The 25,911-nt window shown below is 56.0% G+C and carries 19 protein-coding genes; 11 read left to right on the forward strand and 8 right to left on the reverse strand.

What is annotated here, in order from left to right:
• The first annotated feature begins 28 nt into the window (after nucleotides 1–28).
• From VV869_RS21640 to VV869_RS21655, 4 genes are read left to right on the forward strand one after another with little or no spacing between them, the layout of a single operon-like run.
• Nucleotides 29–1,144 (forward strand): NAD(P)/FAD-dependent oxidoreductase, encoded by a 1,116-nt coding sequence (locus VV869_RS21640; RefSeq protein ID WP_337737020.1) that lies wholly within the window; start codon nucleotides 29–31, stop codon nucleotides 1,142–1,144.
• On the forward strand, nucleotides 1,110–1,406 hold the full coding sequence (locus VV869_RS21645) for a (2Fe-2S)-binding protein (RefSeq protein ID WP_337737021.1): 297 nt from the start codon (nucleotides 1,110–1,112) through the stop codon (nucleotides 1,404–1,406). Before VV869_RS21640 ends, VV869_RS21645 begins: the two co-directional genes overlap by 35 nt.
• A gap of 41 nt (nucleotides 1,407–1,447) precedes the next feature.
• Nucleotides 1,448–2,908, forward strand: a complete 1,461-nt coding sequence (locus VV869_RS21650) for an FAD/NAD(P)-dependent oxidoreductase (RefSeq protein ID WP_337737022.1) — start codon at nucleotides 1,448–1,450, stop codon at nucleotides 2,906–2,908.
• A complete protein-coding gene (locus VV869_RS21655) occupies nucleotides 2,865–3,218 on the forward strand; it encodes a RidA family protein (RefSeq protein WP_337737023.1) in 354 nt (117 codons plus the stop codon). Before VV869_RS21650 ends, VV869_RS21655 begins: the two co-directional genes overlap by 44 nt.
• 222 nt (nucleotides 3,219–3,440) lie before the next feature.
• On the opposite strand, the gene VV869_RS21660 is transcribed toward VV869_RS21655, so the two are convergent.
• Nucleotides 3,441–4,844: an aminotransferase-like domain-containing protein gene (locus tag VV869_RS21660; RefSeq protein WP_337737024.1), complete on the reverse strand. Its 1,404-nt coding sequence runs from the start codon at nucleotides 4,842–4,844 to the stop codon at nucleotides 3,441–3,443.
• 162 nt (nucleotides 4,845–5,006) lie between these two features.
• On the opposite strand from VV869_RS21660, the gene VV869_RS21665 reads away from it, so the two are divergent.
• Genes VV869_RS21665 through VV869_RS21675 form a run of 3 tightly spaced genes read left to right on the forward strand, consistent with a single transcriptional unit; the run spans nucleotide 5,007 to nucleotide 7,640 of the window.
• A complete protein-coding gene (locus VV869_RS21665) occupies nucleotides 5,007–6,392 on the forward strand; it encodes a cytochrome ubiquinol oxidase subunit I (RefSeq protein ID WP_337737025.1) in 1,386 nt (461 codons plus the stop codon).
• A gap of 29 nt (nucleotides 6,393–6,421) precedes the next feature.
• Nucleotides 6,422–7,429 carry a cytochrome d ubiquinol oxidase subunit II gene (gene cydB / locus VV869_RS21670; protein ID WP_337737026.1) on the forward strand — a complete coding sequence of 336 codons (1,008 nt, stop codon included), beginning with the start codon at nucleotides 6,422–6,424 and terminating at the stop codon, nucleotides 7,427–7,429.
• 58 nt (nucleotides 7,430–7,487) lie between these two features.
• Nucleotides 7,488–7,640 carry a DUF2474 domain-containing protein gene (locus VV869_RS21675; RefSeq protein WP_443147354.1) on the forward strand — a complete coding sequence of 51 codons (153 nt, stop codon included), beginning with the start codon at nucleotides 7,488–7,490 and terminating at the stop codon, nucleotides 7,638–7,640.
• A gap of 138 nt (nucleotides 7,641–7,778) precedes the next feature.
• Here the strand turns inward: VV869_RS21675 and VV869_RS21680 are convergent, their stop codons facing one another.
• From VV869_RS21680 to VV869_RS21690, 3 genes are all read right to left on the reverse strand, one after another.
• A complete protein-coding gene (locus VV869_RS21680) occupies nucleotides 7,779–8,546 on the reverse strand; it encodes an alpha/beta hydrolase family protein (RefSeq protein ID WP_337737027.1) in 768 nt (255 codons plus the stop codon).
• A gap of 472 nt (nucleotides 8,547–9,018) precedes the next feature.
• The gene (locus VV869_RS21685) at nucleotides 9,019–9,408 is read right to left on the reverse strand and encodes a hypothetical protein (protein ID WP_337737028.1); all 390 of its coding nucleotides are present in this window, start codon (nucleotides 9,406–9,408) and stop codon (nucleotides 9,019–9,021) included.
• 59 nt (nucleotides 9,409–9,467) lie between these two features.
• On the reverse strand, nucleotides 9,468–9,707 hold the full coding sequence (locus tag VV869_RS21690; RefSeq protein ID WP_337737029.1) for a hypothetical protein: 240 nt from the start codon (nucleotides 9,705–9,707) through the stop codon (nucleotides 9,468–9,470).
• A 345-nt stretch (nucleotides 9,708–10,052) separates the two neighbouring features.
• Between VV869_RS21690 and fepB the strand changes: the two genes are divergently transcribed.
• The gene (gene fepB, locus VV869_RS21695) at nucleotides 10,053–11,051 is read left to right on the forward strand and encodes a Fe2+-enterobactin ABC transporter substrate-binding protein (RefSeq protein WP_337737030.1); all 999 of its coding nucleotides are present in this window, start codon (nucleotides 10,053–10,055) and stop codon (nucleotides 11,049–11,051) included.
• A gap of 44 nt (nucleotides 11,052–11,095) precedes the next feature.
• Here the strand turns inward: fepB and entS are convergent, their stop codons facing one another.
• Nucleotides 11,096–12,409, reverse strand: coding sequence for an enterobactin transporter EntS (gene entS / locus VV869_RS21700; protein WP_261603287.1), 1,314 nt, complete (start codon nucleotides 12,407–12,409; stop codon nucleotides 11,096–11,098).
• Nucleotides 12,410–12,537: 128 nt separating this feature from the next.
• Between entS and VV869_RS21705 the strand changes: the two genes are divergently transcribed.
• The 3 genes from VV869_RS21705 to VV869_RS21715 are packed head-to-tail and all read left to right on the forward strand — an operon-like array spanning nucleotide 12,538 to nucleotide 15,465.
• A complete protein-coding gene (locus tag VV869_RS21705; protein ID WP_337737031.1) occupies nucleotides 12,538–13,611 on the forward strand; it encodes an iron chelate uptake ABC transporter family permease subunit in 1,074 nt (357 codons plus the stop codon).
• Nucleotides 13,611–14,648, forward strand: coding sequence for an iron-enterobactin ABC transporter permease (gene fepG, locus VV869_RS21710; protein WP_337737032.1), 1,038 nt, complete (start codon nucleotides 13,611–13,613; stop codon nucleotides 14,646–14,648). The genes VV869_RS21705 and fepG overlap by 1 nt, the downstream gene beginning before the upstream one ends.
• A gap of 4 nt (nucleotides 14,649–14,652) precedes the next feature.
• A complete protein-coding gene (locus tag VV869_RS21715) occupies nucleotides 14,653–15,465 on the forward strand; it encodes an ABC transporter ATP-binding protein (protein WP_443147355.1) in 813 nt (270 codons plus the stop codon).
• A gap of 212 nt (nucleotides 15,466–15,677) precedes the next feature.
• Here VV869_RS21715 and VV869_RS21720 read toward each other — a convergent pair whose 3' ends face one another.
• From VV869_RS21720 to fes, 3 genes are all read right to left on the reverse strand, one after another.
• Entirely contained in the window at nucleotides 15,678–24,212 is an 8,535-nt protein-coding gene (locus tag VV869_RS21720) for an amino acid adenylation domain-containing protein (RefSeq protein WP_337737033.1), read from the reverse strand.
• A gap of 64 nt (nucleotides 24,213–24,276) precedes the next feature.
• Nucleotides 24,277–24,471 (reverse strand): MbtH family protein, encoded by a 195-nt coding sequence (locus VV869_RS21725; RefSeq protein WP_261603291.1) that lies wholly within the window; start codon nucleotides 24,469–24,471, stop codon nucleotides 24,277–24,279.
• Nucleotides 24,472–24,494: 23 nt separating this feature from the next.
• Nucleotides 24,495–25,826 (reverse strand): enterochelin esterase, encoded by a 1,332-nt coding sequence (gene fes / locus VV869_RS21730; RefSeq protein ID WP_337737058.1) that lies wholly within the window; start codon nucleotides 25,824–25,826, stop codon nucleotides 24,495–24,497.
• Between the last annotated feature and the right edge of the window lie 85 nt (nucleotides 25,827–25,911).

Below are 25,911 nucleotides of genomic sequence, written 5' to 3' on the forward strand. Positions count from 1 at the left end.
CGTCGCTGCAACCCTGAAGAGAAATGTCATGAAACCGGAATATACCATTATCGGCGGCGGTGTCGTGGGCTGCGCCGTGGCTTACGGGCTGCTCAAAGCCGGCCACCGGATAACCATCCTGGATGGCGGCGACCGTGATCACCGCGCTTCCCGGGGCAACTTCGGTCTGGTCTGGCTCTCCTGTAAAGGACTGGACGCCCCGCACTATGCTGCCTGGACCCGCCGCTCCGTCGGGATGTGGCGAACCCTGGCCGACGAGCTGCTGGCGTCCACCGGCATTGATGTCAACCTGGTCCAAAACGGCGGCTACGATTTCCATTTCAGCGAATCAGAAATGATGGCCCGCGCTGCCCAGTACGACCGTCTTCGCCAGGAACTCGGCAGCGATCACCCGTACGAGATCTGGGATCGTGAACGCCTGCGCCAGGAAGAGCCGAACATCGGCCCGGATGTCGTCGGCGCCATTTACGGCGCTGAAGACGGCCATCTCAACCCGCTCAAACTGCTCAAAGCCTACACCCTGGCCATTACCCAACTGGGCGGCGAGCGGATCACCCGGGTTCAGGTCGAGCACATCGAACGCGATGCTAATGGCCGCTATCAGGCCACCACAACCGACGGCCGCCAGTTTCACAGCGACAAACTGGTGCTGTGCGCCGGATTGGGCGCCGCGCAGCTCGGCCCGCAGGTCGGATTAAAAGCGCCGGTGCAGCCCCAGAAAGGCCAGGTGCTGATCACCGAAAAAATGCCGCCGATGATGCAGCGCCCGTCCGGCATTATCCGCCAGGTCGATGAGGGCGGGATCCAGATCGGCGATTCCAAGGAAAACGCCGGATTTGATGATCAGGATACCCTGGCCGTCACTGCTGCAATTGCCGAGCGGGCGATTGCCGTCTATCCCTTCCTGGCCCATACCAAGCTGATCCGCGGCTGGGGGGCGCTGCGAGTGATTTCGCCGGACGGCCTGCCGATCTATCAGCAGTCCGACTCACATCCGGGCGCGTACATCATCAGCTGCCACAGCGGGATCACCCTGGCCGCCGCGCACAGCTATTTGCTGCCGTTGTGGCTGGAAAACGATGCCAACCAACCTGATTTGGAGCGATTCAGTGAAAAACGATTCGAAATTTCTGAGGCTCGATAACGCCTCATCTGCCCCAACGGTGGTGTTTCACTGGGAAGGACAGGCCATCAGCGCCCGCGAAGGCGACACCATCGCCGCCGCCCTACTGGCAGCCGGGATCGACCATACCCGCGAAACCCCGACTTCCCAGTCTCCGCGCGCGCCGTTTTGCATGATGGGCAGTTGCTTTGAGTGCCGGGTCGAAGTCGATGGCGAGCCGAACGTGCAGGGCTGCATGCGCCAGGTTGCGCCGGGCATGCAGGTCAAACGCCAGCGATACTGAGCCACCAGCGCCAGCGTTATTTAGCCAACTGAGGAAGAATTATGCGTACAGTCGATGTTTGTATTATCGGGGCCGGACCGGCAGGGATGGCGGCCGCGACGCAATGTGCCAACGCCGGGGCCAGCGTGGTGCTGCTTGATGAACAAGCCCGGGCCGGCGGACAGATTTACCGCGCCATTACCGCGGATGGCCACCCGCTGAGCGAGGTGCTGGGGCCGGATTACCTTCACGGGGCCACTCTGGTTCAGGCGCTCGACGCCGCGCCCCTGGAGCACATCACCGAAGCCACGATCTGGCGGGTCGATGCCGATCGGACCGTCTACTGGAGCCGCCACGGCAAGAGTGAGCAGCTGCAAGCGAAACGGATCATCCTCGCCACCGGTGCGATTGAGCGCAGTTTCCCGTTTCCGGGCTGGACCCTGCCGGGGGTGATGACCGCCGGCGCCAGCCAAATTTTGATCAAAACCGCCCGGATCGCGCCTCAAAAAGCAGTGATGGTCGGCACCGGGCCACTGCTGTATTTACTGGCCGCCCAGTTGATCAGTGCCGGGGCACCGCCATCGGCGATTGTCGATACCCAAATGCCGGGCAGTTACCTCAAAGCCAGCCGCCATCTGGCCGGCGCGCTGCAGGGCCATCAATATCTGGTCAAAGGGCTGAAGCTGCTGCGCCAGATCAAACAGGCCGGGATCGCCCACTACACCCAGGCCACTGACATTGAAGCCGTCGGCACGCAAACCGTCGAGCAACTGCGCTTTCGCAGCAAAGGCAAAGCAGTCAGTCTGGAAGCGACGACCGTGCTGAGCCACATCGGGGTGATCCCCAATGTCCAGCTCACCCGCGCCATGGGCCTCGACCACGTCTGGGACCAAGTGCAGCGTTGCTGGCAACCGGCGCTTGATCCCAATTACAACACCTCGCTGGACGGCGTCGCCGTCGCCGGGGACGGCAGTGGGATCGGCGGGGCCAAAGTGGCCGAGTTGCAGGGCAGCTTGGTTGCGGCCGAAGCTCTCCGAGCCTTAGGCCTGCTGAGCCAGGAGCAGCACCAACAGCAGACTGAGCCGCTGCTTGCCCGGATCAGCAAAGAGCTGGCGATCCGGCCATTTCTCGACACCTTGTATCCGCCGCCTCAGCAGGCATTGGCCCCGGCTGACCGCACCCTCGTCTGCCGCTGCGAAGAAGTCACCGCCGGGGAAATCCGCCATCTGGCGCGCAATCAGTGTAACGGGATCAACCAGATCAAGAGCCTGACCCGCTGCGGGATGGGGCCGTGCCAGGGACGCTACTGCGGTCCGACCGTGGCCGAAATCATCGCGGCGGAAACCAACCAGTCACCGTCAGATGTCGGCTACTACCGTATTCGCCATCCCATCAAGCCATTGAAGCTGGGCGAGCTCGCCAGCCTGACCCCGGTGACGCATTCTTTTATTCAGCCTTATCAATCCAAGGAAACGACCCATGACACAGATCATCAGAAAGCACACCAATCAACGCATGAGTAAAATCGTGATCCACCAAGACACGGTTTATCTCTGTGGCCAGGTGGGTGTCGGCGGCACCAGTGTGGCCGAGCAAACCGCCGAGGCCCTGCGCCGGGTCGAAGCGCTGCTGCTTGAAGCCGGCTCTGATAAACACCATATCCTGCAAACCACCGTCTGGCTGGCCGACATGAGCGATTTCAATGAAATGAATGCGGTCTGGGATGCGTGGTTTGAAGAAGGCTTCCAACCGGCACGTGCCTGCGGCGAAGCTAAACTGGCCCGCCCGGAGCTGAAAGTCGAACTACTGGTGACGGCTGCGGTTAAACAGTAAGTCCTCGGCTCCAATTGCTGCGTGGCGGTATGCCTCCCTGAAATGCTCCACCCACCACGCAGCGCTTCAATCAGCCAAGCTAGATCGACCAAACGCGCTCGCCCAAACGACAGCAACTCAACGATGGCTCGGTCGGTTCAGCAGATCACGCCATCCAACCCAGGTCCACTCCAGCCCGGCCCTGATCCTGCACCGCCAAATCCCGTGCTTTTGCCCCTGACTCTAAATCAGTTGTTTCACCAGCTCTCCCAGCCGGGCAATCGCCTGTTGATGGGCATCCGTGAGGGCAAAAGAGGCATTGAACCGGAAACAGTGGTTGAACTGATCGCTGGTGGCAAACATCCGGCCGGGCGCAATGCTGATCGTCTCTGCCAGGGCCAGATGATACAGCACCGTGGTATCGACATGCCGCGGCAGTTCGACCCAGAGAAAGTAGCCGCCTTCGGAATTATAAATCCGCGCGCAATCCGGCAAATTCGCTTTCAGGCAGGCTTCGTTCGCCGCTTTGCGCTGATCCAGCGTACGGCGCAGCAACCGCAAATGGCTGCCGTAGTTGCGGGTGGTCAGGTAATGGACCAGCGCCAGCTGGATCGGCACGCTGGTGGTCAGGGTACTCATCAGCTGGAGTTTCTGGATCTTGAGCGCCTGCTTCCCGGCAGCCACCCAGCCGATGCGAAAGCCTTCCACCAGGGTTTTGGAAAACGACGAGCAGTGCATGAAACGGCCCTGCGCATCAAAGGCTTTAGCCGGTAACGGTTTGCTGTCACCGACATACAGCTCGCTGTAGACATCATCTTCGATCAGGTGAACCTGGTACTTGTTCAGCAACGCGGCCAGTTGTTGCTTTTTCTCCACCGACAGAGAATACCCCAGCGGGTTCTGGAGATTGGTCATCAGCCAGCAGGCCCGAACCGGATGGGTTTGCAGCGCCCGCTCCAGCGACCCCAGATCGATCCCCTCGCCGGGATGGGTACGCACCGCGATCGCCTTCAGTCCCAGATTTTCCAGCGATTGCAGCGCGCCGTAGAACGTCGGTGATTCGACCACCACCCAGTCCCCCGGCCGGGTGACTGCCCGCAGACTGAGGTTCAGCGCTTCCAGACCACCGGCAGTGATCACAATCTCATCGGGGGAAATGTTCATCCCCTGCGCCGCGTAGCGTTTAGCGATCAAGTGGCGCAGCTCATCGTTACCCGGCGGCAGATTATCGACCACACTGGAGAGCGGCATGGTGCGCACCGCCGCGGTCAGTGACTTGTTGACCTGATGACGCGGTGCCAGCGCCGGATCCAGATACGCGTGGCCGAAGCTGGCCATGCGCGGGTTACGGCTGGCCTGAAGCACATCAAAAATAAAATCGTTCACATCAACCGACTCGGTCGGCTGCACCGCCATGGTGTCCTGAACCTGTTGCGCCATTTCCGGCGCCACCCGATAACCGGAACGGGGATAAGACACCACCCAGCCCTGACTTTCCAGCACCTGATAAGCCTGCAGGACGGTCATCAGACTCATCCCGGCATGTTCGGCCTGTTTGCGCAGCGACGGCAGCTTATCCCCCGCCAGCCAGACGCCGGTATGGATTTGCTGCTGGATCTGGCTGACCAGTTGTTCATATTTCGCCATGACGGGATTTCCTCGTGCAGTGGGGTACAGGGACAGGCAACAAAAATATAACAAACCATAACACAGATCTGTTATAGGTAAAGCGTCCCATTCTGTATCTATGCCAAACATGTGCTACAGCCTACGATCCCGGCATCATCAATCACAATCGCAGGTCGTCTTATGTTCGATGTTGATGCGTTTATGCTGGCCCGTGTCCAGTTTGCTTTCACGGTATCGTTCCACATTATTTTCCCCGCCATCACCATAGGCCTCGCCAGCTACCTCGCGGTACTGGAAGGGCTTTGGCTCAAAACCCGCAATCCCGATTACAAAACCCTCTATCACTTCTGGTCGAAAATTTTCGCCGTCAACTTCGGGATGGGCGTTGTTTCGGGTCTGGTTATGGCTTATCAGTTCGGCACCAACTGGAGCGGTTTCTCGGAATTTGCCGGGAGCATTACCGGGCCGCTGCTGACCTATGAGGTGCTGACCGCCTTCTTCCTCGAAGCCGGGTTCCTCGGCGTGATGCTGTTCGGCTGGCACCGGGTCGGCGATCGCCTTCACTTTTTTGCCACCTGTATGGTCGCGCTCGGCACCTTGATCTCCACCTTCTGGATCCTGGCCTCAAACAGCTGGATGCACACCCCTCAGGGCCACGAGATCATCGACGGTCAGGTGGTCCCGGTGGACTGGCTGGCGGTGATTTTCAACCCGTCCTTCCCGTACCGCTTGTTCCACATGGTTGTCGCGGCCTTCCTGAGCAGCGCGCTGTTCGTCGGTGCTTCCGCAGCCTGGCATTTGCTCAAGGGCAACCGGACCTCTGCCATCAAGCGGATGTTTTCCATGTCGCTGTGGATGCTGGTCATCACCGCACCGATCCAGGCCGTGATCGGCGATCTGCACGGGCTCAATACCCTGGTCTACCAGCCTGCCAAAATCGCAGCGATTGAAGGTCACTGGGACAACAGCGACGGCGAGCCGACACCGCTGATCCTGTTCGGGATGCCGAACATGGACACCGAGCAGACCGATTACAAAATCGAAATCCCCTATCTGGCTAGCCTGATCCTGACCCACAGCTGGGATCAGCAGATCCCGGCCCTGAAGGACTTTGCCCCCGAAGATCGGCCGAACTCGCCGGTGGTATTCTGGTCATTCCGCATCATGGTTGCGCTGGGAATGCTGATGATCCTGCAGGGCCTGATTGGCCTCTGGCTGCGCCGCAAAGGGACGCTTTATCAAAATCAGACCTTCCTCAAATTTGTCCTGATGATGGGCCCCTCCGGCCTCATCGCCATTCTGGCCGGATGGGTGACCACCGAAGTCGGCCGCCAGCCCTGGGTGGTCCACGGGCTGCAACGCACCAAGGATGCGGTATCGGCCCACGGCGAGCTGCACATGAGCATCAGCCTGCTGACTTTCTTCGTGGTCTATTCCCTGGTGTTCGGGATCGGGTATGTCTACCTCATCCACCAAATCAAACAAGGCCCGGATCACGACGGTGACGCCGAACCCGGTGATGCCCTCCCTGACCACGAACCGCTGTCGATTTCCGGCCGCGTGTAACGCCCGGCTTATTTGAGAAGGAGAACCCCATGGGTATTGAACTTGCCGTGATCTGGTTCGGCATTATTATTTTCGCCACCCTGATGTATATCACCATGGACGGCTTTGATTTGGGCATCGGGATCCTGATGCCGCTGGTCCGCAATAAAGACGATCGGGACTTGATGGTCAACACCGTCGCCCCGGTCTGGGACGGCAATGAGACCTGGCTGGTGCTCGGCGGTGCCGGGCTGTTCGGCGCATTTCCGCTGGCTTACGCGGTGATCGTCGACGCCCTGACCATCCCGCTTTCCATCATGCTGATTGCCCTGATCTTCCGCGGTGTGGCCTTTGAGTTTCGTTTCAAGGCGCTGCCAAACCACCGCGCCTTCTGGGACAAAGCGTTTATCATCGGCTCGATCGTCGCCACCTTCTGTCAGGGCGTAACCGTCGGCGCGGTGATCCAGGGTTTTCCGGTTGTCGGACGCAGTTTTGCCGGCGGCGCGTTTGACTGGCTGACACCGTTCACGCTCTTTTGCGGCCTGGGGCTCGTGGTGACTTACGCCCTGCTGGGCGCCACCTGGCTGATCAAAAAAACCGAAGGCGATCTCCAGCGCCGGATGTATCAGGCCACCACGCCGCTGCTGACCGCCTTTGCGATTGCCATGGTTGTCGTCAGCCTGTGGACGCCGCTGGCCTATCCGCAGATTGCCGAGCGGTGGTTCAGCCTGCCGAACTTGTACTTCCTGGCACCGGTACCGCTGCTTTCCCTGTTCTGCCTGTGGCGGATCACCACGGCGGTGAAACGCGGCGGACAAACCAGCCCGTTCGTGATGGCGCTGCTGCTGACATTCCTCGGGTTCAGCGGCTTAGGGATCAGCCTGTGGCCGAATATCATTCCGCCGGAAATCAGCATCTGGGAAGCTGCCGCACCACCGCAAAGCCTGGGATTCATGCTGGTCGGGGCCCTGTTCATCATCCCGTTTATTCTGGTGTACACCTACTGGAGCTACTACGTGTTCAGCGGCAAGGTGAAAGCCGGGGAAGCGTATCACTGATGCGCTTGAACCACCGCGCCACCTGATATGACGATGTAATTGCAAAAAAGGAGGAACCATGGAGAAAGTGACCGACCCCAAACCGGGCATGAAGCAACCGTTGAAACAGTGGTCCTGGCTCATCTTGATTTGGGTGGGAAGTATCGCCTCACTGGCGCTGGTCTCCTTCGGATTCCGCGCCCTGATGCACGCCGCCGGGTTTAAGTCCTGAACCATCCGCGGGAGTGACGACGCCAGTAGGTTGGACTGCTGGGGTCGTCACTTATTTTTGGACAAAACCAAGTTAGACTATCTGTTCTAACTTGGTTTATTCGAATGCGAAAAATAATCTTGAAACCTTAAAGTGAACTTAGAGATTTTCGTTCAACCACTTTATAGCATAATCTCGCATACCATTAGAAAAGTAATGCGATTCATCAGATAGAAAGAAATCTATTTGAGTGTTATTTTTCTCGTATTTTTCCCTGATTTTTTCATAAAACCCTTTAGAGAAATTAGCAGGAACCCAGTCATCTTTTTCGCCATTCATAATTAGCAAGGGACGGTTCTCGTTTTCGATCAGATATAAATATGGATCGATATCTTCCATATATTTGATCCCTATTTTCTCATCTTGGCTGAGAACCTTGTTAGCCGAGTTAGCTTCTAAAGCGTACTTTTCTAAACCTACAAAGTCTGGGGAGCCGATGATTGGTATAGCTACTTTAATATCCTGATTCTTAGTTAGAGTATAAAATGTAGACATTGCCCCCATGGAAATACCTACCAATGCAATTCTAGACTGATCAACACGATTATCCGACTTACAATTATTAATCAAAAGGTTAATATCATCGGAACTTTGCTTAATGACGTGTACCATTATCTTAGCAAAACTTGAATGACTACCAGCATTTTGAGTACTGCCATCATCTCTTTCACCATGTTTATCTGCATCAAAGCAGATAACGCAATAACCTTGAATAGCCAGATTCAAGGCCAAATTTGAAACTTCATATTTGTCATTACCAGCACCATGAGAAATGATGACTAAAGGTTTATTTATCGACTCTTTTTTGTAGTAGAACAAATATACAATCTCACCTAGCTTACTTTTTTCTACGATAACTTCTTTCATGTACTCTCCCATATTAACTATTTTATCTGTCTCAATCGTTGTATGTCGAAATATAATTTACAACTATGCCAATGAAACAGCTAACGTTTTCTATACTTCACAAAGTCGTCTTTTAACGCTTATCTTGCAGAGTTTTACATCTTTATACAACATTAAATCAGATATTTAGGATGTAAATTGATATGTTAAAAATCCGCAAGTCGCTTAATAGGCAGAAAGGTCATCATTTGCATTCAGCAGATCGTAGTCTTACGAGTATTCGGATGAGTTCTGGTAAGGTAAAGGGGCATTAAAAGAATATGATGGATTATTTGCTCTGAATTGTTTTGGGGCAGAAACTTGTTAAAGCATATACTCCATTCTTGTTGCTTCAGATAAGGTGTGGTATTCAAAACCACATCTTATCGCCCAACATTGCATTCCATAATGCGTTGAAGCTGTCGTGGCTGCCAAAGGCGTTCTTGTCACCTTGTTAGACTGTGGCTTGGGCTTCGGACAAGTCAAATCTGCAGCGCCATTCGACGCCTGCAAGAAGAGTGACGAATAAAGCCTCAGACAAAATGAACACAATCCCGATCCAACTTGCGCTATCCATGAATCGATAAACGAGGAGTAGACAAATCAATGCCCAAAGACAATTACCGAAAACCAGTCCCTGAATCTTTCGTAGCGAGACTTTCCGGCTCATCGCGAGGCTCGACGAATAGAGGCCATAGAGTAAATTCGCGGACGCCAGAAAGATCACAACCTTTTCCGGCATGCTGTAAATTTCACCAATAAACGAATGAAAGCTGATTAAAACAGACCCGACAAACAGCGCGGCAAGGCCATCTATCCATAATATTTTATCCATCCATTTCATTGGATGTTCTCCTCAGCCGGGCAATGTTACGGACTCTCCTCATCAAACATTTCAATAACTCACCCTAGCCCTTCTTTCGCTCGGGCAATTGCCGCTGTGATGGCTGCCTTGGCTTGCGGACTATTCTTCCAACATGTGGTTCGCAGCATGGAAGCCACCATTTCCGCGATGTCATCCGCCTGATACGTGGCTAAATCAGACAAGGTGTCGATGCCAATTTCCTCGAATCTTTTCAGGACGGTAGGACCCACCCCCTTCACCGCCAGCAGTGCTTCTCTTTCTGAATCCGAAAACGCCATCTTTCCTCCTTCAAATACCGATTGAATGACCAGCCCGACCTCATCAGGCTTTAGCCACCGGACCAGCCCGTCGGCCAATCACGGACAGCCTCGAAAACAATCACATACGCAACTAGTCTAACAATAGCGCCTCAGTATCCACACTCCGTTTCACCCTGGCAAGGTGCTGCGCACAAAACGAGATCACATCAAACGCAAACAAATTGATAATGAGAGCCATTCGCAATAAAGTATCTTTTTTCTCAATGGACCAATTCAAGTCACCGCCAGTGCGCTGTTTTATCCCAACAGCACTTAGAAACCTGGCAACGCGCGCGGTAGTACTTGGACATCATGGAGTGACTTATGTCTCGTTCTCGCCTTCACTTGCCCGTCTTCGGGCTGATTTTTTCGCTGCTTCTTGCAGGCTGCAATCGTGACAGCCCACCTGAAAAGGCGATAACCATTTCTGAGGGATGGCCGAAAACCATCTCCAGTCGCTATGGCGACATCACGCTCAACGCGCCGCCGAAGCGCATTGTCTCCACCAGTGTCTCGATCACCGGCACCTTACTGGCCATCGATGCGCCAATCATCGCTTCCGGCGGTACCGGCCCGAATACGACCATCGCCGACGCCAACGGTTTTTTTAAGCAATGGCATCATGTGGCCTATGAGCGCGGGATTAAATCGCTGTATCAGGGGAAGGCGAATGCCGAAACCATTGCCAAGGAAAAGCCGGACTTGATCATCGTTTCTGCAACCGGCGGTGACTCTGAGGTGAAGTTATACGAGCAGTTTGCATCGATAGCACCGACGGTCGTCATCAATTACGACGATAAAAGCTGGCAAGCGCTGGCCCGTCTGTTGGCAGCCATCACCGATCGGGAAAAACAGGCCGAAGCCGCGATACAGACCTTTGAGACCAAACTCGCCGAGCTGAAAACACGGATCCATCTTCCACCGCAACCGGTGAGTGCCATGGTGTACTACGGCGACGATCGGGGCGGAAACTTCTGGACCAACGATTCCGCGCAAGGGGGGATCCTCAATGCGCTGGGCTTTACCCTGAGCCCGCTACCGGAGGCATTCAAAAACAACCATCAAATGGGTGTCAGGAAAGATATTGTGCCGGTAAACGGAGAGAATTTCGCCGACGCAATCACCGGCCATTCAATCTTGCTGTTCTCTGCAGACGATGCCATGGTCGAACAAATGAAGCGCAACAAGTTCATCGCCCACCTGCCCGCCATCCAGCAAGGTCTTGTGTTCCCGATGGGCAATGACTCTTTCCGGCTGGATTACTACAGCGCCATGAATTTACTCGCCACGTTAGACACAACGTTTCGTGAGCAGGTGTTGTGATTAGAACGGTGACCGCCTCCGCAGAGGCGGTCACCGTGGGCTGGTTAGCTGGCCGCTGGTGCCGTCTGGTTGTTTTGTTGCGAGGCGTCTTGCGGAGCAGATGCTGAGTGCGCGGATCCCTGAGGTGCCAGTGCCGGGTCAAACAGCGTTGCACGGCGAAGCGGACGAAACGCGAGGACCATCAGCATCCCAATACCAGTCGCCCCGAGCCCGAAGCTCAGCACAGACATGGCCGGTGCCATGATCTTACCCAAAGCCCCCAGCCCTAAAGCGCCGACGGAATCTCCCGTCACATCCTGCGCCGTCCACAAGCTGCTGACACGGCCAAGTAAATGGTCCGGCGTGTGACCCTGGACGATGGAGTACTGGATCAGCGAGGCGACAGAGCCCAAATAGCCATACACCACCAACACGGCTAAAAACAGCCAGAAGTTCGCCGTCAGGCCCATCATCACAATGGTGAAAAAGGTGCCCATGGTCGAGTAAATCATCACCATGCCCGGCTTTTTCGCCTGCTTCACCCAGCCGGATGTCAGCGCGCCGACCATCGCCCCGAGTGGAATCGCCGAATACATCAGGCCGGCGTTGGTGGCATCGCCCGTAAACGTCTCTAACGCCAGCGCCGGGAACATCACCCTGACAGCTGTTGCCAGCGTCTCAAGGGTACCAAACACCACCACGCACCCGACGACTTTATTGGATGTCAGAAACTTCACCCCTTCATAGAGCGACAGGAACGGGTTTTCCGGCGTTTGGTGCGTCGGCTTCATCGATGGCAGCCTGAACAGCGGGATCAGCGTACAGAGCGTGCCGACAGACGCTGCCACATAGTTCCAGCTGACATCGCCAAATGAAATGAGCAGCCCGCCAATGGCCGGGGACAGCACCATGCCGAGGCGCACGGTCAGCATGCTCAGCGCCGCCGCCGCCGGCAGGTTTTCCCGACCGACAATCACCGGCAGTGAGGCCATCAGTGCCGTCATGCCCATGGCACCGAAGAAACCATCCCACACCGACAAAATATACAGCGCCGCCAACGATGATTCCGCCAGCAAGCTGTTCAGGGCCAAGGCGCCGAAGCCAATGCCACACGTGCCCCTGGCGATGAGGATTAGTTTGCGTCTGTCATATTTGTCCGCCAGGACCCCGCCGAGCAGGAGTCCGACAAACATCCCGATCCCGTCCAGGGCCATGATCATACCCACTTGTAATGTCGACCCTGTCATCTCATGGATTTGGATCGGGACCGCCACGGTCATCATGCCGAGCGCAAGCACGGACATCATTCGGGCGATAAATACCATTCGGAAGTTCGGATTTTCTTTCAGTAAGCTGAAATCCAGCAGAAGTTTGGGCATTGTCATGATCTTAATACGTTAAAAATTGAGGATAAATTTGAGTCACTTTCAGAGTTAATGCTTAAAGCTTGAACATTCTTAACACCAACCTATAATAACCGCAATGATAACCATTTACATTAACAACAATGACTGAATTGAAAACATCTGCGGTTTCCCCTCTCCTGAATCCCCGAATACCAGCACAAGTTTCATTTCTGTCTGATGTTTTCACCGGCAGGGTCGTCAGGCTGATCGGCCTGGGGATTACCGTGCTGGTTGCCTGCGCGCTGAGCCTGTTTCTGGGGTCCAAAAATATATCGCCGGGCACGGTGGCCGATATTCTCGCCGGTCAGGTCAACACCACAGAAAGCCTCATCGTGCTGGAAAGCCGCCTGCCGAGGACCGTGGCGGGATTGCTCGTGGGGGCTGCGCTGGCTGTTTCGGGCTGCCTGATCCAGTCCATCACCCGCAACCCGCTCGCCGATCCGGGCATTCTCGGGGTGAACGCCGGGGCGAGCTTTTTTGTGTTGGCGGGCGTCCTTTTCCTGGGCAACCAGGGGATCTCGGAACACTTGTGGTTCGCCTTTGTCGGCGCCATGGCGACCAGCGTGTTTGTTTACTTTATCGGCACGTATAAAGAGGCCAAGGTCAATCCGCTGAAAATCACCCTCGCGGGGGTGGCGATCGGGGCATTGCTTGCCGGGATCTCATCTTCCATCACGCTGATGAGCCCCGAGGCTTTCGATCAGATGCGCTTTTGGGATGCCGGCTCACTCGATATCCGGGATCTGTCGCTCGCCACCATCGCGCTGCCGCCGATTCTGCTCGGGCTGGTCGCAGCTCTCGCGATTTCTCCGGCCCTGGATAATCTCGCGCTTGGGGAAGATGTTGCGCAAGGCTTGGGGACCAATGTCCGACTGGTGCAACTGACCGCCTTGTGCGCGATTGCCTTGCTATGTGGAAGTTCAACGGCCATCGCGGGGCCGATTGGCTTCGTTGGCTTAATGATCCCGCATATTGCCCGAAGACTGGCCGGTCCTAATCAACTCTGGATCACGTTGTATTCTATCGGTCTGGGGCCGCTGCTGATATTAAGTGCCGATATCCTCGGCCGAATCATCGCGACCAATGAAATTCGCGTCTCCATCGTCACGGCTTTCGTCGGCGCACCTGTGCTGATTTACCTGGCGCGTAAAGTCACCTCTTTCGGCAAACTCTAATGCACCCATCCAAATCCATCTTAATCGGCAGCCAGACGGGCTTTTACAATCTTCTGATCTCACGGCGCACCCTGATGTGGTGTTTGGCGCTGGTGTTGGCAACCCTGATGGTCGCCATGACCACGCTGTCAACCGGACAGCTCAAAACCACATGGACCGAGCTGTCCCAGGTCATCTGGGGCGAAGGGGATCCGTTTCTGTCCACAGTGATTCTGGAGTGGCGCTTACCCCGACTGACCTCAAGCCTGCTCTTTGGCGCGGCGCTGGGAGTCAGCGGCGCGCTGTTTCAGTCCCTGATCCGCAACCCGTTGGGTAGCCCCGATGTGATCGGGTTTAACACCGGCGCCTACACAGGCGCTTTAATCGTCATCATCGGGTTTGGCGGCAACTACTTCCAGATTGCGTTCGGCGCGATTGCCGGCGGCATCATGTGCGCAGGGCTGGTTTATGTGCTGGCCTTTAAACAAGGCGTGCAAGGCTTTAGGCTCATCATTATTGGCATTGGCGTCAGCGCCATGCTGGGCGCATTCAATAGCTGGCTGATGGTATCGAGCAGCCTGGAAACCGCGATGACGGCTGCGCTTTGGGGAGCAGGCTCGCTCAATGGCCTCAGTTGGGGCAAAGTGATGCCCGCTTTCCTGTTTATCTCCTTGGCCCTGATGGCTGCGGCCATGCTTGCCCGGCAGATGAACATCCTCGAAATGGGCGACGACAGCGCCAATATGCTCGGGGTCGACAGCGAAAAGATCCGGCGGCTGGCGATGTTGTTTGGCGTCATTTTAACGGCGGCCGTCACCGCTGCGGCCGGACCGATTTCGTTCATCGCCCTGGTTGCGCCACAACTGGCGAAAAAGCTCACCCGGGAAGGCGGCGTCGCCATCATCCCCTCCGCTTTCATGGGTGCCATGTTGCTGACCCTGTCCGACTTTGCCGCTTCAAACCTGATCGCACCCAATCAGTTACCCGTTGGGATGGTCACCATCAGCATTGGCGGCTTCTATCTGATCTATCTTTTGATTCAACAATCAGGAAATTAATGTTTTGACGGATGTATCACACGCACCGCCCCCTAGCCAACACCGCCTGAGAGCGGAAAAAATTACCCTCGGCTATCAGGACACGCTGATCACCCAGGCTTTATCCCTCGACATCCCGGATCAGCAGTTTACGGTGATTTTAGGGCCGAACGGATGCGGCAAGTCGACGTTGCTTCGCGGGCTCAGCAGGCTGTTAACGCCGCGGGAAGGAAGTATCACCTTTGACGGCAAACAGCTGGACCATTATCCGCGCCACGAACTGGCAAAGCTGCTGGGGTTGCTGCCTCAGTCGGCCATTGCACCCGGCGGCGTCACGGTCCATGATTTGGTCGCCAGAGGGCGCTTCCCGCATCAGTCATTCCTGCGCCGCTGGACGGCGGCAGATGAGCAGGCCGTGCGCGCCGCCATTGCCGCGACACAAATTGAGCCGCTGCTGGAACAGAGCGTGGAGTCCTTATCCGGCGGGCAACGCCAGCGGGTCTGGGTGGCGATGGTACTGGCTCAGGACACGCCTTATCTACTGCTGGATGAGCCCACCACATACTTGGATATCGCCCACCAAATTGAATTGCTTGAGCTGTTCAAAACCCTGAATCAGCAACAAGGCCGGACCATTGTCGCCGTCCTGCACGACCTGAATCACGCGTGCCGGTATGCCGATCACCTGGTGGTGATGAAATCGGGTGAGATCATCGCCCAGGGCGCCCCAAAGCAGATCATTACCGAAACCCTCATCAAAGAGGTGTATGGCCTGAACAGTGTCATTCTGGATGATCCCCTGACGCATACCCCGCTGGTGTTACCGAATACACTTTAGGGTTCACCGGCTTAAACCCAAAAGACGTCTTCCTGAAAGACCAGCACCAGAGAGAAGAAGCGCCAGAGAGACCAAGTGCCTGAGAGGCAAAACCCCGGAAAGACGAAGCCCCTGAAAGGCGATACTTCTGACAGAAGCTGGCAGCAATACAAAAAACAGATACAAAAAAACAGAGACAAAAAAACCAGCGCGAACGCTGGTTTTTGTTTTTGTCACTGCAAGGTCGGGTGCTGGCTGAGCAGCCGATTGAGCTGCTCTCCGATGTCACCGACATTTTCATGCGCGATCATGTCGTCATGCGAGCAGTCGAAGAAATGCTTGTCTAACTGCGTTAAGAACGGCTGCCAGTGCCGGTCAACGTCATAGTCGTCCGGAAGGGTCCGCCGGGCAATGAACAGATCCACCCGTCCGTCATAGTGAGACGAACGCGCCCCCGATAATAACCGCACAGCATCTTCATAACTGGCCGTAATGTCTTGCAACATCTCCGCCCTTTGCTGCGCCAGCTCCTCATCGGCATCTGTTTCGTCGCTCGCGGCAAGGAACAGCGCTTTCTCCCGTTCAATCTCGCCCTGGACTTCTTCACTCAATGGTCCGTCCCAATCCTGGCTTTCCGGCGGATAGGTATCGAGCAGCCCCAGAAACGCCACTTCTTCGCCTTGCTGTTGCAACATCACCGCCAGGCTGTGCGCCACCGTGCCCCCGAAGGAATAGCCCAGTAAATAATAAGGGCCTTGCGGTTGCACCTGCTTCAACGCTTGCATGTACATTTCACAGGTCTCTTCCATGTCTTTCCCCGTCGCGATTGGCCCACCGGGACGCGGCGACTGCAAGCCGACAATCGGGTAAGCGCCCCCTAAATGCTTCGGTAAGCCGGTATATTGCCAGGCAAAGCCCGATGCCGAGTTAATACAGATTAACGCCGGTCCGTTCCCGGCCCGGATCGGCAACACTTCCCCATACCCGGCTGACTCCGGCGCCTGAAGCGCGTCTTCATCCTGCAGCAGCAACGCCAGTTTCTCGACCGTCGGATTGACCATGATTTGTCCGACCGTGACCGGAACCGCTAACTCGCGTCGGATATCTGCTGCCAGCTTCATGGCCATCAAAGAGTGACCGCCCATCGCAAAGAAGTCATCCTCCGCCGAAAGCGTTTCGATCCCCAGCACCTCGGCAAAAATAGCAGCCAACTGGGTTTCAAGACCCAGATGAGCGGTACGCCCCGTCCCGGCGGCAATCTCACTTGGCAGCGGCAACGCTTTACGATCCAACTTGCCGTTGGCACTCAGCGGGAACTGCGCCATTACCAGCACGGCAACCGGCACCATGTGGGCAGGTAAATGCTCAGCCAACTGCGCGCGCAGGGCCTCCCCGTCCGTTTGCGCGTCGTCATTTAAAATCACGTAACCCACCAACTGCCGGTCATCGGCGCCGGCCATTTTGGTTTCGGCACCCAGCGCTTTGGCACAGACCAGTGCCTGCTTCACGCCACCGCATGACTGGAGTGCAGTTTCGATCTCGCCAAGCTCAATTCGCTGCCCACGGATTTTCAACTGATCATCGCTGCGGCCCAGGTACTCGATTTTGCCGGAAGGCAACCAACGCACGACATCGCCTGTGCGGTACATCCGCTCACCGGCACGGAACGGGTTCGCGATAAAGCGGTCCGCCGTCAGTGCGCTCCGGTTGAGGTAGCCGATTGCCAGCTGATCGCCCGCCAGATAGAGCTCCCCGGGAACCCCGATTGCCGCTTCGCGCAGGAAACTGTCCAGCACATAGACCTGGGTATTCCACACCGGCAGGCCAATCGGCACACTGTTGCCGAGGCTTTCCGCCATCGGCTCACCAAATGCGGGGCAATAGGTCACGTCGACGGCGGCTTCCGTCGGGCCGTAAAGGTTATGCAGCGGCGCATGGATCCATTGACCGTACGCCTGAGACAGCGCTTTCGACAGCGCCTCCCCCGAGCAAAAGACGCGTTGCAGGCTCGGGACAACAGTATCGCCGGCTGCCGCACTTGCATCCAAAGATGCCACGAAAGCCGCCAGCATCGACGGCACAAAGTGCAGGGTGGTGACCTTGTAGTCATCGATGATCTGACGCAGCCACTCCGGATCTTTATGGGATTCAGGCGGTGCCATGACAAGGCTCGCGCCCTGGATCAGCGGCCAGAAGAACTCCCACACCGACACATCAAAACTGCACGGCGTTTTTTGCAGCACCACATCATCAGGGGTGAGCTGGTATTCAAACTGCATCCATTGCAGTCGGTTCACAATGGCTTGATGCGATACCAGCACGCCTTTCGGATTGCCCGTCGACCCCGAGGTGTAAATGATATAGGCTCCCTGTTCCGGCGAGAGCGGCTGGTGCGCGATTTCGCTGACACCAGTTGGCTCAGGCAGCGTATCGAGGATCAGTAATTCTGCCAGCCCGTCAAAACGCGACTGGAACTCGGAGGTAGTGATGATCAGTTTAGGTTTTGCATCACCGACCATGTATGCCAGCCGTTCATCCGGATAGCTGACATCCAGCGGTAAGTACGCGCCCCCGCACTCGAGAATGCTGTTCAATGCCAGGCTCAGCTTGGCACTTCTCGGCAGCGCGACAGCGACAATGTCCCCGACGCCCACGCCATGCCTGGCCAGTAAATTCGCCATCGCTGTTACTTGCCGGCGCATGTCCCGGTAAGTCAATTGGCACTCACTGTCGATGAGTGCAATACGTTCCGGTGTCCGCGCCGCTTGCGCCGCCATCAAGGATTGCAGCGTGTCACTACTGACCGCCGCCTGGGTTTGGTTCACCCGCTGCTGGAGGGCGATTTCTTCATTCAGTCGTAAATCGAGCTGCGTGAGCGGCAGCTCAGGATGGTCAATCACCGCCTGCAGCAGGTTTTCAAACCGTTGCACCACCTGCCGGGCAATCCCGACGGTATCCCGGTATTCGAACAGAATCTGAATTTGCTCGCCCGGCAGCACCAGGATCGTAAGCGGGTAGTGCGTATACCCCCGGTTGTGGATCTGCGTCAGTCGGGCACCGGCATAATCCTGCTGATACCAGTCGGTGTGATCCGGGTAGTTCTCCACCACCAGCAGGGTGTCAAACAAGGTCTCGCCGCCTACGAGCTGCTGGATTTCACCCAGCCCCAGTTCATCGTGTTCAATCAGTTGGATCTGAACTTCCTGATGCGCTTTTAATTGCGCCAGCAGGCTCTGGTTGGCGTGGAGCTTCATGCGCACCGGAATGGTGTTACTGAACAAACCGACATGTTCATCGATACCCTTCACGTCCCCGAATCGGCCCGACACCGGGGTCCCGAAGACCACATCTTCACGCCCGGTCATCATTCCGAGGATGCTGGACCAAACCCCTTGCATGAGTGAGTTCATGGTCAGGCCCGATCGGTGGAGTAACTGGTTCAGTTGCTGCGTTTTTTCAGCTGAGATGATCAGTTCATGCTCCTGGACTTGCGCTGCAACCGGCACATCCTCAAACGCAAGGGTCGGATGAACGTCTTGCAGCACATCGCGCCACAGTGCTTCTGCCGCCGTTTTATCGCGTTGCTTCAACCGGCTGACGACATCCGCGTAGCTTGCAGAGACCTTGGGCAGTGCTGCACTGCCGCTGGCGTACGCGGTCAGGAAATCGCCCAATAATATCGGCGTCGACCAGCCGTCAACCACCAGGTGGTGCGCCGAGAGATACAAGGTGCTGAGGTCCTGTCGGTGATGGATCAGCGTCGCATTCAGCAATGACTGCTCGGGATGGTTGAGATCAAACTGGCGCACCAGCTCTTTCGTTTCAATCGCCGTCATCGCAGCCTGCTGCGCCTCGGCACTTTGCTGGCGGAGATCAACAAATTCGATCGGCCACGACATCCGATGATGCGGCATCAGCTGCACCGTGCGACCCAGGATACTGCTGTCAAACTTCGCCAGCAGTTGCGGATGGCGATCGATCACCGCATCCAGTGCTTGCTGAACGCGCGATAAGGTCACTTCACCCTGAAAGGTGAGCCGGGTCGTCGAGTTGTAATGGCTGTTTTCATCCCCGATTTGCGACTGGAACAGCAGCCCTTCCTGGAGCGGCAGCGCAGGGAGAATATCGGCAACCCGGCCATAGCGATCGGTAAACGCCTGCGCATCTCTCAGGGTAATGCCGGTTTCGGTATATTCCGCAGGCACTTGTAAGGCCAGGCTCGGATCGTCACAGTTCGACAACCATGCCACCAGCGCAGCAAGTGCTTGCTCAATGCCCTCCCCAATCGCATCGATCTCTTCGCTGCTGAACTGGGCCTCGTTCCACGACCAATTCAGGGCAAACTTCGGCCCGCCGTCGGACTCATCAATAAAAATGTTCAGCTCTAGCTCGTGTTGTAGCGCACACTCACTATCGAGCGCGACAGCAAAAGTATCGGCAAACTTACCCGAGCGGCTCAGCGGCATCCATGGCTCCGGCGTCGCGGCACCCTGCGCCTGCTCAAAGCGCCCGAGGTAGTTAAACAGCAAGGCCGCTTTGTTCCCCTCAGACAGTGCCCGCAGCTCCTCACGATGCGGGTTCTCCAGATACCGGAGCGCCATGTAGCCGAGCCCTTTGTCTTTGACGCTTCGCTTGGCTTGCTTGACGGCTTTGATCAGATCCGGGATGGCGCCCTGACCCGGCAAATCAATCACCAGCGGATACTCGGTCGTAAACCACCCCAGGGTCTGGCTCAGGTTCAATCCCGGATCAAATTCTTCCCGGCCATGCGACTCGACATTCACCTTCAGGGCGTTTCGTCGATATGTCGCACCGAGCACAGAGGTCACCGACGCCAACAGCAGTTCATCGATATCCAGCGCAGCAGACGACTGGCTGTGGGTTAACACCGCCTGAGTCAGCGCACTGGACAGGAGCACCCGGCGATGGACCGCCTTGCCGGGAGCAACCGGAGCTTTTAACGGCGCGACCGAACGCGCTTCCAGCTGACGCCAGTGATCCATCTGGCTCGCCAGATTGCCTAAGTGCTGATAGAGGGCTTTGGACCAGGTATTGATCCCGGTCACTTCGCCCGCAAGTTCGACCTGATCCCCGTTCACTTGAGCGCGGGTGAGGGCTCTCAGCTGCGGTAAAGCGATCCGCCACGACACACCATCAATGATCAGGTGGTGCGCCAGGATCATGAGCCCGCGACGGCCGTTCGGATCGCTCAGCATCACCAACTGTAACAGTTGCCCCGACCCGAGTGACACACGCCGACTGGCGTGTTCAAAGATCTCGTCCAGCGGCGCGGTAGCCATGGCATCCACCGACACCGAATCCAGCCAGCGCTGCATATCCAGCGCTTTCACAGGCGCAATCACATACTGCGTCCCTTGCTTCACCAGTCGGCATGCCGCGTTGAGAGCAACCCATTGTGCCAGCGCGGCTTGCAGATGCTCCTGCGTAACCTCAGATTCGATCTCGATAAACACCCCCTGAACATAACGGGTCTCTTCCGAGAAGGTCTCTTCAAACCAGTTCCACATCGGCAGCGGTTGAATGTCGCCATCCTGGTTGATGTCCGCCTGGTTTTGCAGCGGCTGCATCAATGCGGCCATCGCGCCCAGCTCACGGGCGGCAAAAATCTCTCTGGAGCGCAGCTCATACCCAGACTTTCGCAGCAAGGTTCCCAGTCCCATCGCGGAAATACTGTCGCCGCCCAGGTTGAAGAAATCATCTGACATGCCGACTTCAGCAACCCCGAGCAGTTCGCCCACCGCCTCGCACAGTGCCTGCTCGGCTTTCGTCTGCGGTGCAACCCGTTCACCGCGGGAGGCAAACACAGGTTTGGGTAATGCCTTGCGGTCGATCTTGCCGTTCACGTTGAGCGCAAACGCATCCAGGATCACCAAAGCCGCAGGCACCATATATTCAGGCAGCGTGTTGGCCAGGGTTGCCAACAAGGTTTGCTCATCCAGAGCCGCTTTCGCCGCACTGACCAGGGTGCAGTAAGCAATAAGCCGATGTGATTCACCGAAGCGCTCGGCGATCACCACCGTGGTGTCGACCCCTGCCACCGCATTGATGGCACTTTCGACATCGCCCAGCTCAATTCGGAATCCGCGGATCTTCACTTGATCATCGCTCCGGCCGATGAAATCCAGCTGGCCGTTATCCCGCCATTTCACCAGATCTCCGGTGCGATACATCACTTGACCGTGTTCAAACGGGTTGGCCACGAACCGCTCCGCCGTCATACCCGCCTGGTTAAGATAGCCTTTAGCCAGGCCCGCACCAGCCAGGTATAACTCGCCGACGACACCGACGGGAACCTGAGTCAGCTGCGGATCCAGCACATAGGCCCGGGCATTCAGGATTGGTCGACCGATCACCGGCGTGTCATCAGCCGTTAACGGCGCGCTCACCGCATCCACGGTAAACTCCGTCGGGCCATAGAAATTTTCTACCAGTAGTTCAGGGAATGCCTGAACTCTCAACCACAGTTTTTCAGGGACGGCTTCACTGCCGATCAGCACCAGCGACGGTACGTGGTTGGCATTCGTCACTCCACGGTCCATTCGTCCGCTGTCCATGAGCCCGTTATCCATAAGACCGTTATCCAGCATTTGGCTGAACAAGGACGGCGGTAAATCCAGGGCGTCGATCTGATCTTGCTGCACGCGCGCGACCAGCTCATAAGCATCTTTGCGCTGTTCGTCATCGTACAAGTAGAGCGTATGCCCGCACAGCATCCAAATGACTTGTTCCCAGGAGGCATCAAATGAGAAAGACGTCGTGTGTGCGGCACGGACCTGAACGTCGCGCTCAGCACATTGCCGTTTCTTCGCAATCTGGTTAATCGCCTTGGCAAACACAGAGCTCTGGTGTGAATGAAGCAGGTTTAGCAGCGCCCCGTGCGTATTCATCACGCCCTTCGGCTTGCCGGTTGAGCCCGAGGTGAAAACGATATAAGCCACATCAGACGGATCAATGTCCGGGCCGGATTGACGGGTAAAATTGCTATTGACCAGCTCTGTCAGAGTGATACAGCGTGCCAAGGAGCGCCATTCAATACCTTCAACCTCTTCGACAACCACGCCCCAGGGTTGCGCCTGCTCGAGGATGGTTTCAATACGCTCCTGCGGATAATCCAAATCAATCGGTAGATAGACCGCGCCGCAGCGCAATACCGCCAGCATCGTGATAATAGTCTGCGGGCCGCGCGGCAATGCCACACCAACAAGGGTGCCTTTTCCGGCACCGAGGGCCATGAGTTGCTGCGCCCGGGAATCAATCGCCTGGCTGAGCGCTGCAAACGTCCAGCTTTGCTGAGCAAAATTCAGCGCCACTGTGTCAGGCTTCGACCGGACCTGACGCGCAAACACATCCAAGACCGTCTGGTCTTCTGTGACATCCAGCATCGGGCCCTGAGACCACTGTACAATATCCGCTTGCTCGCTAGGCGGAACCAGCGCCAGATCGCTTAACGCCATATCGGGATTGGCCGCAATTTGCTCAACCATGTAGGCAAAGCGGCGGGCATGCAGTGCCAACGCGCGTGGTGAGTATTTCGCCGCATTGGCTGTCAGCGTGAGGCTGAGCGCGTTTTGGCTCTCTGCATTTGGGGCCAGCGCCGGCGAAAATTCAATCTCATCAATCGGCCCGGCCGACAGAATGTGCGTTTTTCCGGGGATGCCGGCCAAATCGATGTTGTCCGCAAATGGCTTGAAGTTGAGGACCGGCCCGTAGAGCGGTTGCCCGACTTTGCCCAGATCCCGTTGGATTTGCTCGGCATCGTACATTTGGTGGCGGCGAATGTCGCGAATCGACCGATTCATCAAAGCCGCGACCTCAGCAATCGTCATCTCAGGCTCAAGTGTCAACGACAACGGCAAGACGTTCACCACCGCACCAACGGCACCGGCGGCACGCCCCATCCGGCGCATCAGTGGGAAACCGACACATAGGTGGTTGTTTCCCGTGACCCGATGCAGGTACGCAAAGACCAGTGACATCGCGAACTCTGACGGTAAGATGTTGTTGCCTTCACGGCTCAGCCACGCCCCATCGGCCAGATCGATGCTGTATTTTTCGACACCGATGGCATCGTGACGGCGACCGCCAGACACCAGCGACGGGATCTCGGGCAGTGCCCCGGCATAGTCTTGCCAGAACTGTTGGGCTTTTTGATATTGCGCGGACTCTTTGAACTGCTGGTGTTCAGCTATTACCGCCGTGAACGCACCAAACGGAGCCGGCTCACCGGTCGCGTGCTTGGCGTGGTTATATTCGCGAATGATATGCTCAGTGATGCCATGAAAGCTAAAGCCATCCACATCGATATGGTGGTAGCGTTGATACCACAGCCACTTCGGCGCGCCGTCTTCACCGACATCAATCAGGCAATGCCGGTATCGAGGTGCCTCGCTTTGCAGATCAACCGTTATCGCCAGGTCTTCCTTCATCCAGGCGACCGCAGCATCGTGCGGGGATGCCGCCTGCGAAAAGTCCAGGATTTCCAGTGCATCAATCGCCACGGATGGACGCGAAAACTGTTGTTTGATCTCGCCGTCAATTTCCACATAACGGCAGTGCAGCGAATCAGCGGCTGCGATACCGGCATTGACCGACTTGGCAAACTGCGCTTGATCAATGTCGCCGAAGATCTCTGTATAGTGAGCGACATTAAATTCTGCTGGATTCGGCATTACTTGCTGTGCAAACCAAATCCCCTGCTGCGTCCCAACCAGAGGCCAAAGTTCCTCTTGTACGTCGTGGTTCTGCATTCATTCATTCCTTAAAGTCAAAATCACGGATTGTCGTGATCGTGATGTTCTACCCTGGTTGGATTCAGACCCGGATGTCCTGCCAATGCGCTTCGATATATTCAAGGCAGTCTTGTTTTGAAGACGGGCCAAAAGTACGCTCCCAGCCTGATGGGGTTTGCTTAAACTCCGGCCACAAGCTGTACTGACCGCGATGATTCATCAGCACAAGGAACTGATGTTTCAGCTCATCAAAAGGGTTCACGTATTGTTCCGACATACCTAACTCCGTTCGGATGTTGATTAAGATTCACAAGAGAAAACGTAAGACAGTCCATCGATGATGCCCCCCCGCCAACATAAGCGTTCATGGCCGCCATCAAAGACTCTGAATTGAATTCGGTGTTGCTGCGAGGCCAGCTGGTTGGACATATCCCGACTCAGGTCGATCATGATGTCTTCACCACTCCCCACTTCTAAAAAGAGGTTTAAGCGCGCGTTCGCGCCAAGCCCGCCGTGCACCTGGCGGCTCATCTCGCTGAGTAAATCGGACGTTTGGGGCGGGGAATACTCGCTCGGCGGCTTCACCAGAGAAAAGTCGGGCCACCAAAATGAACCGGACTGGCACACCACGGCGCCAAAGCGCTCCGGCCAATTTAACGCGGCATACATCGCTGCCAGCCCGCCCAGGCTTTGGCCGACAATCGCGGTTTGCTTGGGATCTTGAGTCACCGGAAAATAGTCAGAAACCAGCGGCAGCAGTTCCGTCATCACTGCCTGCCAAAAAGTGGGATTGCAACTCAGCTCTTCACTGCGTTGATGACCATTGACCTCATCAATCAACACGTAGATTGCTTCGGGTAATGTGCCGTTTTGTGTGGCCTGTGACAGCGCATCAAAGACAGGTAAAGATTGCGCCCAAAATCGGCCATCAAGAATCAGTACCAAAGGCAAATCACGACGCGTTGTTGATAAACTCGTAGAATAAAGCCATAGCTTTCGCGTACCGTTTAATAATTTGCTGTGCCAGCGCAAAATAAGATCAGCATGAGTCCGGCTTTGTCCGGATATCAAATCAAACGCTTGCCATTCAGGTTGTGGCTGGGCATTTGGCATCTGTAACGGGGTCTTATTTTTTCCCCACTCACAATGATGCAACCCGTGCGGGTTTAAATCATCACAGCAGCTCAGGGGAAAAATAGACCGCAGCCATTGCCGGTGTTGAACTTTTTGCGCTTCAGCACTCCCGGTATAATGGGGTTGCACCTGCTGTAATGTGACCGGAATAAACGAATATCCCCCACGCCAAGTCTGCTTGATGCTATTGATATAGAACCAGACGTCCGTCCCTTCCAAACGGGACAATTTCGCCATATTCAAACTATGGTGATCGGTCACGCCATTAATATCGATATAGACTTCTTTGATAGAATGCTCATTATTATTCGGAGTCTCCCGCCAAAGAAACAGCACCTCACGGTATTCCCCATCCTGGGTGAGAAATAAAGGCGTCCCTTCCGATTGAATGATTGCCCACCATTGTTCATCACCGACACAACAATGCTCTCTTGAAAGCAAATGAAATATTCCTGAAAGGGATTTCTTTTCTTGTCTTTGGCTTTTTTCAGTAAACATCACGATTCTGACTCATCGACCACAAGGCCATTCGCAAAAATGGAAATTGATTAGCACAAATTTACCTAAGTCAATATTGCAAATA

It is taken from the genome of Photobacterium sp. MCCC 1A19761 (assembly GCF_037389125.1).
In the GTDB taxonomy this organism is placed as follows: domain Bacteria; phylum Pseudomonadota; class Gammaproteobacteria; order Enterobacterales; family Vibrionaceae; genus Photobacterium.